13 protein-coding genes are annotated in these 8,986 nt (G+C 69.6%); 10 read left to right on the top strand and 3 right to left on the bottom strand.

The window, feature by feature from the left end; genetic code table 11:
* Positions 1 to 150: 150 nt before the first annotated feature.
* From J421_RS26790 to J421_RS26780, 3 genes are all read right to left on the bottom strand, one after another.
* Positions 151 to 465, bottom strand: coding sequence for a HepT-like ribonuclease domain-containing protein (locus J421_RS26790; RefSeq protein ID WP_104023324.1), 315 nt, complete (start codon positions 463 to 465; stop codon positions 151 to 153).
* A 37-nt stretch (positions 466 to 502) separates the two neighbouring features.
* Positions 503 to 793, bottom strand: a complete 291-nt coding sequence (locus tag J421_RS26785) for a nucleotidyltransferase family protein (RefSeq protein WP_025414196.1) — start codon at positions 791 to 793, stop codon at positions 503 to 505.
* A gap of 169 nt (positions 794 to 962) precedes the next feature.
* Entirely contained in the window at positions 963 to 1,430 is a 468-nt protein-coding gene (locus tag J421_RS26780; RefSeq protein WP_025414195.1) for a YaiI/YqxD family protein, read from the bottom strand.
* Between the two features lie 225 nt (positions 1,431 to 1,655).
* On the opposite strand from J421_RS26780, the gene J421_RS26775 reads away from it, so the two are divergent.
* The 10 genes from J421_RS26775 to J421_RS26725 all read left to right on the top strand — a co-directional run bounded on the left by J421_RS26775 (position 1,656) and on the right by J421_RS26725 (position 8,237).
* Entirely contained in the window at positions 1,656 to 2,018 is a 363-nt protein-coding gene (locus J421_RS26775; RefSeq protein ID WP_025414194.1) for a hypothetical protein, read from the top strand.
* 115 nt (positions 2,019 to 2,133) lie between these two features.
* Positions 2,134 to 2,439 (top strand): hypothetical protein, encoded by a 306-nt coding sequence (locus J421_RS26770; RefSeq protein ID WP_025414193.1) that lies wholly within the window; start codon positions 2,134 to 2,136, stop codon positions 2,437 to 2,439.
* A 148-nt stretch (positions 2,440 to 2,587) separates the two neighbouring features.
* Entirely contained in the window at positions 2,588 to 2,992 is a 405-nt protein-coding gene (locus J421_RS26765) for a hypothetical protein (RefSeq protein WP_025414192.1), read from the top strand.
* A gap of 134 nt (positions 2,993 to 3,126) precedes the next feature.
* Positions 3,127 to 3,573, top strand: a complete 447-nt coding sequence (locus tag J421_RS34415; RefSeq protein ID WP_104023413.1) for a carboxypeptidase-like regulatory domain-containing protein — start codon at positions 3,127 to 3,129, stop codon at positions 3,571 to 3,573.
* Positions 3,574 to 3,833: 260 nt separating this feature from the next.
* Entirely contained in the window at positions 3,834 to 4,193 is a 360-nt protein-coding gene (locus J421_RS26755; RefSeq protein ID WP_025414181.1) for a hypothetical protein, read from the top strand.
* A gap of 196 nt (positions 4,194 to 4,389) precedes the next feature.
* A complete protein-coding gene (locus J421_RS26750; protein ID WP_148306565.1) occupies positions 4,390 to 4,842 on the top strand; it encodes a hypothetical protein in 453 nt (150 codons plus the stop codon).
* A 113-nt stretch (positions 4,843 to 4,955) separates the two neighbouring features.
* Complete coding sequence (locus J421_RS26745; protein ID WP_148306564.1) at positions 4,956 to 5,357, top strand: hypothetical protein; 402 nt, start codon at positions 4,956 to 4,958, stop codon at positions 5,355 to 5,357.
* A gap of 128 nt (positions 5,358 to 5,485) precedes the next feature.
* Positions 5,486 to 5,887, top strand: a complete 402-nt coding sequence (locus J421_RS26740) for a hypothetical protein (RefSeq protein WP_025414188.1) — start codon at positions 5,486 to 5,488, stop codon at positions 5,885 to 5,887.
* Positions 5,888 to 7,062: 1,175 nt separating this feature from the next.
* Positions 7,063 to 7,719, top strand: coding sequence for a hypothetical protein (locus J421_RS26730; protein ID WP_025414186.1), 657 nt, complete (start codon positions 7,063 to 7,065; stop codon positions 7,717 to 7,719).
* A gap of 257 nt (positions 7,720 to 7,976) precedes the next feature.
* Positions 7,977 to 8,237 (top strand): hypothetical protein, encoded by a 261-nt coding sequence (locus tag J421_RS26725; RefSeq protein WP_148306563.1) that lies wholly within the window; start codon positions 7,977 to 7,979, stop codon positions 8,235 to 8,237.
* The last annotated feature ends 749 nt before the right edge of the window (positions 8,238 to 8,986 follow it).

Here is an 8,986-nt window from a genome sequence, read left to right as displayed (position 1 = left end):
CGCCTCGCTGACATCACCGAGGCCGTTGTCTAACGAATCGCTGAAGCTGACGAAGGCGCGCATCGTCCCGACCCGGCGCATGGCTCCAGCCTCGCGCCTTCGCAGCTTAGCTCCAGCGTTAGGCCACCACGAAGTTCGTGGAACGCAGAGTCATCCCGCGGCCGCGAGCGCCGCTGCCACCGCCCGCCGCAGGGCTGGCACGGCGTCGCGCGCCGTGGCCCAGACGACCTCGCCGTCGGTCGCCCAGTAGTGGTGCGCCACCCGGTCGCGCATGCGGGCCACGGGCGACCAGTCCACACTGGGGTGGGCGGCTTCAAGGTCGGGGTCCGCCGCGAGGGCCGCCTTGGCGGCCTCCCCGAGCACGATGATCTGGTAGAGGATCGCGTCGCGGACAGCCGGATCGGCGTCAAACGCCTCTCGCCCGCGCGCCACATAGCCGGCGATCGCGTCCGCGGCGTCCGCCATGTGGCGGAGACGGTTCCGCGCAGCTGCGGGCCCGCGCTCAGACACCGATGGCGTCGCGCAGCGCGGCTGCGCGGATGGGCTCCCGGAGCCCCGCTTCCGTCACGACGTCGACCCGGCGGCCGAAGAGCCGCTCGAGCCGGAGTTCTAGGCGGGCCAGGTCGAGGAGGGAGCGACCGGGCTCCAAGGCGACGAGGAAGTCCACGTCGCTATCGTCTCGCTCCTCCCCGCGCGCTACAGAGCCGAACACGCGGACGTCGCGCGCGCCGCTCTCCGCGGCGGCGCGGCGAATCTCGTCGCGGAGTTCGGGTAGTCTGTCGCGAAGTCGCATAGCGCCGGTAACTTAGCCACCCGAGCAAGCGGGCGACAGCGGGCACGTGGCTGGCGAGTCGCGCGCCGGTGGCCTAACGAATCGTTGCAGCTGACGGAGCCGCGCGGCGCTCCTCGAGCTCCAGAGCTCCAACCCTGCGGCTCCGCAGCTGAACTCCAGCGTTAGGCCGCTACCGGGCTCCGCCCCGCCGGAGCGCCCGAGTGAGCACCCGGTCCAGCGTGTTCGCGAACGCCTGCTTCTCGCGCGGGCCGTAGGCGGCGTGCCCACCCGTCTCGACCCCGGCGCCCCGGAGCCCGTCCATGAAGTTCCGCACCGAGAGCCGCTCGCCGACGCTCTCGCTGGTGTACTCCTCGCCGCGCGGGTCGATGACGGCGACGCCCTTCGGCACGAGCAGCGCGGCGAGCGGGATGTCGGCGGTCACGGCCACGTCGCCTGGCGCCGCGTGCTCGACGATGTAGCGGTCGGCCGCGTCGGGACCGCCCTCCACGCGCACGGCCAAGACGTGCGCGTAGCCCGGCGGCAGCGGCACACGCTGGTTGGCGACCAGGATCGTCTCGAGTCGCAGGCGCTCAGCCGCCCGCAGGCAGATGTCCTTCACGTCGCGCGGGGTGGCGTCAGCGTCGAGCCAGAGCGTCATTGAGGCCGAATTCCGGGTGCTGGTACTACCGGGCGCGCCGGTGGAAACTAGCGTGGAGCGCAAGAATCAACGGGCCCCGCCGGTCCGGAGCCCCGCGCCGGCGGCCTAACGAATCGTTGCAGCTGACGGAGCCACGCAGGGGCCCTCGCTGGCGCACGGCTCCAACCGCGCGGCTCCGCAGCTGAACTCCAGCGTTAGGCATCCCACACACATCTGAGGACGAGCATGGATCCCGTTTCCGCCCCCGAGGATCGCTGGCGGGCGACCCTCCGCATCCGAAGCGCCGGCGCACCAGCGACGTTCGACGCGCTCCTGGTGCTCGGCGGCGCACGCGGCGGCGAGATGCGGGCCGTTGTGGGCGAGACGCCGTTCGAGCTGGCAGTTCCCGACGGCGAGGTTACGGTCGTGGTCCGACCCCGCGACCCGGCGCGGCCGGTGGTCGCCGAGTTCGCGTGCGAGGTGGGCGGCCAGCCGGCGGCACGAGGCTGTGGGGTCGCGCCGGTGCCGGTGCTTCACTTCCGCCCAGGCGGTGTCTCGTGTGGCGGGCTGCCCTTCGCCGATGGGAAGCCTGCGCCGCCGGCTGCCTAACGAATCGTTGCAGCTGACGGAGCGGCGCGGCGTCCCACTCCGGCAGCATGGCTCCGGCCCCGCCGCTCCGCAGCTGAACTCCAGCGTTAGACATCCACACGCATCTTCGTAACGCATGGCGGACTCTCCCGACGACCGCATTCCGGCACGGGGCTGGGAGGATCCGGTCCTCGCGGCGGCCCTCATCGCGCAGTTGGAGCGGGTCCTCGGCCCGCTGGACAGGCCCGATGCCGTGACGTTCAACTGGCTTCTGCCGACGATCGACGAGGGCGAGGTCCTCGACGTACTCTACGCCGCTCCGACGGGGCTGGGGCTGGCCGGCTTGGAGCAGCGGCTCAGGGAACGATTCGGGAGCTTGAACGCGTTCGGGTTGATCGCGCCGGACGCCGACGAAGCAGGCACTTCCGAATCGGATGTCTAACGAATCGTTGCACCTGACGGAGGCGCGCAACGCTCCTCACGGCCGGATAGTTCCAACCCTGCGCCTCCGCAGGTGAACTCTGGCGTTGGGCGGCTCACACGCGCCGGCGCGAGTGGTGGCGGTTATGTCGCTCGCGCGTCCCTCGAGTATGGAGACTTTCTTCTGGCAAGCGCGGTGCCTCATGGCAGCGGCGGCGGTCCTCGCCGGGGCCGCGATCGTGCTCACGTACTGTGGGGCCGGGCGACGTGCCTGGTTCGCCCACAGCGTGTTGAGCGCGGGGGTTGGCGTGGCGATGTTGGCGGCGGCGCACGCGGCCGGCCTCGGCGCGCTCGCCCCGTGGTGGCAGACCGGCGCTGCCTATTTCGCCGCGCTATCCGCTCCGGCCCTGGCTGCCGGGTGGGCCGGGCGCCGGGCGGCGCGGCGTTGGGCCACTCGGTCCCGCTGGCGCGCGGCGGTGGCGGCGGTCGCGGCGGGCCTCGTTGTCGCCGTCCCGGGCGGCCGGTTCGCCGCGGAGGTCCTGCCTGAGTTCCAGATGATCAACGCAGTCCAGTGAGCCGCCGCCCAACGAATCGTTGCAGCTGACGGAGCCGCGCAGCGTCCCGACCGCATCCACAGCTCCAGCCCCGCGCCTCCGCAGCTGAACTCTGGCGTTAGGTGGCGACGGGCATCCTCGGTCGTCAGGAGGGCATGCCGCCGAATCCTCGAACCAGGAATCCCGCAGTTGTAGTGTTGTCGCTCTCGGTGTGCGGTGCGCTCGGCTGCGCGAGCAGCGGTGCCTCGGGTGCTTGTCCGGTGCCCCACGAAGTGTCCCGCGTTGCCTCCCGGAATGCGCTCCCAGGCGAGTCGGGCGTCCTGGTGGGCACGGTGGTCGAGCGTGGGTCCGGGCGTCCTGTCGGGATGGCGAGCGTGAGCATCGCGTCGCTACCGCGCCGGACAAATACGGACAGCGCGGGCCGATTCCGGTTTGACTCGCTGCCCTCGGGTCGGTATGTCATCGATGTCCGGCGACTGGGCTATGCGCGGCTGGTGACGGATACGCTGGTCGTTGAACGGGGAGGCTATCGTCTCAGGATCGAGTTGGCCGTGCAGGCCATCGACGACTGTGGCAACGCTGTCCCCGTGCAACGCCCCTAAGATCGCCGGGCCGCCACCTAACGAATCGTTGCACCTGACGAAGGCGCGCAGCACGCCGCACCGGCAGCCGAGTTCCAGCCCTGCGCCTTCGTAGGTGAACTCCGGCGTTAGGGAGCGACACACATTCTCCGAGGGATAGCGCCGGAGTACGAGATCGGTTGGGCAGGGCCTGTCCCCGGACAGCGGGAGGTTGCGCTGGTGCGGGCGGCTTCTCATCTCCGCCGCAGCGTGTCATCCGCTCATCGTGTGCGCATCCTCCAATGAACACTAGCGTCGGCGAACGCGCGGCATTTTGGGCCGGGTGGGCGTTGGCACTCTGCGACACGCTCTGGGGAGGCGCATTGAGCGGATGGTTCGATTGGAGTCGACCCCACGAGGCGTGGCTTGCGATCGGCTTCTTGCTCGGACTGCCGGCCTACCTGCTTGACCTCTTGAGACCGGGCCGGGCGCTCATCTTCCTCCCCGCGGTCGTGGTGGTGCGCTGGCTCGCCCAGTCCTACGCAGACTCGCATCTCGCGCTCGTTTCGCCCTGGCAGAGCAACGTGATCCTCATGACCGCCGGTGTCCTGCTTCAGTGGTCCAAGCTGCGAACCGGTGGCTCCGCCAGGCGTTACCATTGACGCAACCTGAAGCGGAGAGTCAGGACGTTCCGCGGCCGGTCCCCAGAGAACTCGCCGCTCGCGGTGCCCCAGCCGTCGTCCGAGAGTCCGCTCCCTAACGAATCGTTGCAGCTGGCGAACGCGCGCATCCCGCCGAGTACCTTCACGGCTCCAGCCGCGCGCGTTCGCAGCTGAACTCCAGCGTTAGGCGTCCACCATGCCACGAGTGCCGTACCACCGCATCACACTGCTACTCGGCCTCGCCTACGTGGCCAGCGCCGGCTTCGTCGTCCGGCTCGGCCTCAATCCGCGGACCTACTTCTTTTCCACACCGGAGCAACGCGCGACGTGGACGGTGCCGTGGCTGGCCCTCGCGTTCGTCTGTCTACTCATGCTCGGCGAGGCCCTTGTGGTCCTGACCGCGCTGGACCCGCGACCCGAAGGCCCGCTCTGGCGCCGGGGAGCGCTCGGCGCTACCGCCTTCGCGGTGTGGACAGTCCCGTCAACGTTCCTTGGCTTTCTGCACGCGCCCGCCTATCTCACGTGGCATGCCTTGTGGGTCTGGGCCCTACTGGCGGTGCTCGTCCTGAGCACGGGCGTATCGCTCGCCACGGCAGGGGTGCGGCGATTGTCCGCACGGCGCGACCAAGACGGTCGTGCGGACGCCTAACGAATCGTTGCAGCTGACGGAGGCGCGCAATGCTCCTCTCGGCAGCATGGCTCCGGCCCTGCGCCTCCGCAGCTGAACTCCAGCGTTAGGCCGCCACCATAGGATTCCGTCGTATGAAGCAGCTCTCAAGCCGCCGTATCCATTGCATGGGAGCGGGTTCCGTAGCGGTGCTCGCCCTCGCCCTCGCGTGCCAAGACTCGGCGTCCGAGCCCGGGATTCCGCCATTGCGCCTCGAACTGGACGCCGACTCGATCTTCAGTGGCACCCGAGCACAGATCGTGCTCAGAGCGCGGTTTATCGACGCGCGGCGCGGCGTCGACAGCCTCGTCCAGCCGACCTTCACGGTCCGGGACGCGCGGATTGCCCGGGTGGACTTGCTGGCGGCCGAGCCCGGGACGGCGATCCTGACCACCGGGGACCAGTTCGGGCAGACCTGGGTCGTCGGCACGGTAGTTGTCGGCGGGCGGACGCTCACGGATTCCGTGTGGGTCGCGGTCATCGCACGGTTTCAATGACCGTGCGGCCTAACGAGCGTTGCAGCTGACGAAGCCGCGCAGGCGCTCCTCGCCGGCGGCATAGCTCCAACCCTGCGGCTTCGCAGCTGAACTCCAGCGTTAGGTAGCACCCTACCCACGAGAACTGGATGGAGTCCTCCGCCTCACTCGCGATGCGGCGCTTCCGCATGCTGGCGCTCATCGTTTCGCCGATAGCCGCGCTGAACCTCGTGCACGGCGCCGCCCGTCTCGCGCTCGGTGCTGGAGACCAGGTGCCGGAGTGCGCGCTCGCCGCTGCCGCCGGCGCGCTGCTCGTGGTCGCGGCCGCTGGGGGAGCGCTCGGGCGTCGCTGGGCGCCTAGGCTGTGGCTCCTCGGTCTCGCCACGGGCGTGGCGCGCGTTCTAGCGGCGCTCGCCTATGCCTACCGACAGGTGCCGAACGCGCCGGCCTGGCCACTGGCGCTGGGCGCGGCCGTCGCGCTCGTAGTCGGGGTGGTCCTCGCGCGCTTTGGGTGGGCGGCGCATCGTGCCGGCGTACACGCTGCTACCTAACGAATCGTTGCAGCTGACGAGGGCGCGCAGCGTCCCTCGCGGCGGCAGAGATCACGGTCGCGCCCTCGCAGCTGAACTCTGGCGTTCGGCAGCAACAGGATCCCAAGATGCAAAGAGTTGTGCCCCTATATCGCCTAGTCGCCATCCTCCTCGCCGCCAGTGCCTGCGGGACGGAGGCGGGGCCTGATGCGCCCGACGTGCGACCGCTGCCGCGGAGCGCCGCCACGCTCGCCGGCCCCGTCGTCGCGTGCGACACTGGCGCCCGCCCCCGGCTCCTTGTCCAGGGTCGCGCGCCGCTGCCACCGATCCAAACAGGCCGCACGTGGCTCGGTGTCAGCGCGTCGACGGTCTTGCTGCACCGAGATGGCTCGCGCGCAGCGCTGTCGGAGTTTGGCGTGGGGGCCACGCTCCGGGCGTGGATTAGCGGGGACTTCGTGGTGACCGACCCGGGGCAGGCGATCGCCGACACTCTCGTGCTGGACGGCGCCGCGGCCACCAGCACGCCGTAGTTGCGCGGCTGCCGAACGAATCGTTGCAGCTGGCGTGGGCGCGCGGCGTCCCTCGCGAATTCATTGCTCCAGCCCCGCGCCCACGCAGCTGAACTCCAGCGTTAGGCCGCCACAGCCCACGTGAGATAAGAAGCGTAACCGTCGATGAGACACGTCTCCACAAGTTCCTTTGGGCGCCGGGCCTCCGTTTCGATTGTGAACGCGGATCCGCCGGAGACGCGCGATGGGCGGTGCGGACGGTGTGGCCGGCGGGGAACGGTCGGCGTCATCGAGCGGGGGGAGGGGGATGCAATGGCCTAGACACGGTACTGCTTCCGCTGCTGGCCCGCCGCCCGGCGGGCTGCACGGCATGGATTTCGGGAAGAGGTCCGGGCGACACGCCGGGCACTCGAGGCTTGGATGCGCGCCGGCGCGCCCGAGGGTGGCGAGCCGATGCCGGCACCGCAGCTCAGCCTGCGCGCCGGGTGCCGCGGCGCCCTCGCGCAGCTCCTCGCCGCGGCCCACGTTCTGGCCGAGCCACCGGCCTCCGACAACCGGCCGGCCTAACGAATCGTTGCAGCTGACGGAGCGGCCCAGCCATCTTCGTGGCGGGACGGATCTGTGTCGGCCGCTCCGCAGCTGAACTCCAGCGTTAGCCCGCAACAGACGTCATCGCGACGAAGAGCAATGGCACGACCTGACGTTCCGTTCACCGAGGCACTGCTACTGCTCGGGCGATACTATGAGTCGTACGTCGGGCGGGCCGACCCCACCGTCGTACTCGAGCTCAGAGTTCGACTTCGACAGGCCAAGTTCCTGTACGAGCAGGCTATGGAAGTGCACGACCGACTATGGGATGCACAGAAGCAGCCCAATGACGAGGAAGAGGGCGTGCAGCGCGTCGCGATCCATACCGAGCCGTACGACCAACTGCCCCAGCTTCCGCCTGGGCTCATAGCGACGATCTTCGGCGACCAGCCGTTCGCTGAGGATGAGGCGGTGCGAACCTACGCAGAGTCCTTCTACTACATCGCGCACAGGATCCTCGTCGTGCTGCGCCAGTGTGGTGCTGGGCTGCCGGGCGTTGGCAGGGTTCGAGCTGAGGGCGTCGGTCGCGTCCGAAACAACGTTTTGGAGCACTCGAACAAGCCCGGTGGGAATCAGATCGTAAGCACCGTAATATCAGTGTCTGGTCCACGCCTTGGGTCACTCCGCCGCGCGAGTGCGCCGGCGTCGTTCAACGACGCAGGCTTACCGGACAACGCGTGCGAGTTCGTCACGTCTTTAATCGACGCACTCAAGTCCGCCCTGCAGGAAGCGGGGGATCCCGAGCCTGCGGGCTAACGAATCGTTGCAGCTGACGAAGGCGCGCAGCACCCCTCGCGGCAGCCTGGATCACGCTCGCGCCTTCGCAGCTGAACTCCAGCGTTAGGCCGCTCTCACACTCGACCATGTCCCGACGGCCGACCCTCCCGATGCTCCTGCTCGCGGCGTCGCTCACTGGGTGCGAGCCCCCTATCCGTGGGGTGACTCGCGAGGGGCGGGTGACGCGCGTGCCATCGCGTGGCCTCGTCGAGGCAGCGATCCGCGGGACCCCGGGCGTGGACAGCGTCCAGGACCTCTCGCGCCTACCGCCGCATCGTGACTCGAGCGAGTACGTCGGCTATATATACTGGGGGCGTGACGGGGCCCGGGCGATCGTCCAGTTCGGCCGCACGCCGGTGCGAGACTCCGTGTACTTCTCGCACGCCATCTCAGACGCAGGTACTGGCGACCCGTCGCAGGCGGCGGTCGACGCCACGCTCCCGCTGATGCGCGCGGTCGAGGCGCGGTTGGAGTCGGTCCCGGGCTGGAGGGCCTGAGGCGCGGCGTGGTGCAGCAATGTGATGAGGTCCGCTGTCAGTGAGCACATCGCCGCTCTGACCGCTCTCACGGGACATGGCGGCGGTCACATCGCATAGCCGCGGCCTAACGAATCGTTGCAGCTGGCGGAGCCGCGCAACGCTCCAACCGCCTACGCAGCTCCGAAGCTGCGGCTCCGCAGCTGAACTCCAGCGTTAGGCCGCAATCAACTCATAGCGAGGGATTGAGCAATGCCCCGGATGCCCTGGCGCCGATGGGTCATGCTCGCGCTGACGGTCACGACGAGCGTGCCCGCGCTTGCGCAGCCGTCGACCGTGCCTGAAGAACGAACGGCGGGCAGCGCCTTGCTCCCGGGGCCGCGCGTCCGCCGGCGCGCGACCGCGGCAGCGGCCCAGCCAAGGCAGCCCGACACGGGGCTGACGTGTCGGGGCGCGAAGTTGCGAGACGCGTTCTGGGGAGCTGTGATTATCGGGGGCGGGGTGGATTTTGCCGTCCGGCTGGGCACCCTGGGCGGGCACGGGGCGAGTGCGGGGCAGATCCTCGCCGGCGCCGCGGCCGGGGCGCTCGGCGGGTACCTGGTCGGCCAGAGTGACCCGCACTGCGCCTCCGAGGGTGGGGCCGCCTCCCTGCGGCCTAACGAATCGTTGCAGCTGACGTGGCGGCCCAACCCTCCAGGTGGCCGGACGGCTCCTGGTGGGCCGCCACGCAGCTGAACTCTGGCGTTAGGCCGCTACAAGGATCATCGGAT

This window comes from Gemmatirosa kalamazoonensis (assembly GCF_000522985.1).
In the GTDB taxonomy this organism is placed as follows: domain Bacteria; phylum Gemmatimonadota; class Gemmatimonadetes; order Gemmatimonadales; family Gemmatimonadaceae; genus Gemmatirosa; species Gemmatirosa kalamazoonensis.
Note: the sequence above shows the minus strand (reverse complement) of the source record. Positions and strands in the feature narration are given on the sequence as shown.

What these genes read in the sequence shown, in the direction of transcription:
- J421_RS26790 (WP_104023324.1), bottom strand. Translation starts at nt 465, where the DNA reads ATGGCGGACGCCGCGGACGCGATCGCCGGCTATGTGGCGCGCGGGCGA.
- J421_RS26785 (WP_025414196.1), bottom strand. Translation starts at nt 793, where the DNA reads ATGCGACTTCGCGACAGACTACCCGAACTCCGCGACGAGATTCGCCGC.
- J421_RS26780 (WP_025414195.1), bottom strand. Translation starts at nt 1,430, where the DNA reads ATGACGCTCTGGCTCGACGCTGACGCCACCCCGCGCGACGTGAAGGAC.
- J421_RS26775 (WP_025414194.1), top strand. Translation starts at nt 1,656, where the DNA reads ATGGATCCCGTTTCCGCCCCCGAGGATCGCTGGCGGGCGACCCTCCGC.
- J421_RS26770 (WP_025414193.1), top strand. Translation starts at nt 2,134, where the DNA reads ATGGCGGACTCTCCCGACGACCGCATTCCGGCACGGGGCTGGGAGGAT.
- J421_RS26765 (WP_025414192.1), top strand. Translation starts at nt 2,588, where the DNA reads ATGGAGACTTTCTTCTGGCAAGCGCGGTGCCTCATGGCAGCGGCGGCG.
- J421_RS34415 (WP_104023413.1), top strand. Translation starts at nt 3,127, where the DNA reads ATGCCGCCGAATCCTCGAACCAGGAATCCCGCAGTTGTAGTGTTGTCG.
- J421_RS26755 (WP_025414181.1), top strand. Translation starts at nt 3,834, where the DNA reads ATGAACACTAGCGTCGGCGAACGCGCGGCATTTTGGGCCGGGTGGGCG.
- J421_RS26750 (WP_148306565.1), top strand. Translation starts at nt 4,390, where the DNA reads ATGCCACGAGTGCCGTACCACCGCATCACACTGCTACTCGGCCTCGCC.
- J421_RS26745 (WP_148306564.1), top strand. Translation starts at nt 4,956, where the DNA reads ATGAAGCAGCTCTCAAGCCGCCGTATCCATTGCATGGGAGCGGGTTCC.
- J421_RS26740 (WP_025414188.1), top strand. Translation starts at nt 5,486, where the DNA reads ATGGAGTCCTCCGCCTCACTCGCGATGCGGCGCTTCCGCATGCTGGCG.
- J421_RS26730 (WP_025414186.1), top strand. Translation starts at nt 7,063, where the DNA reads ATGGCACGACCTGACGTTCCGTTCACCGAGGCACTGCTACTGCTCGGG.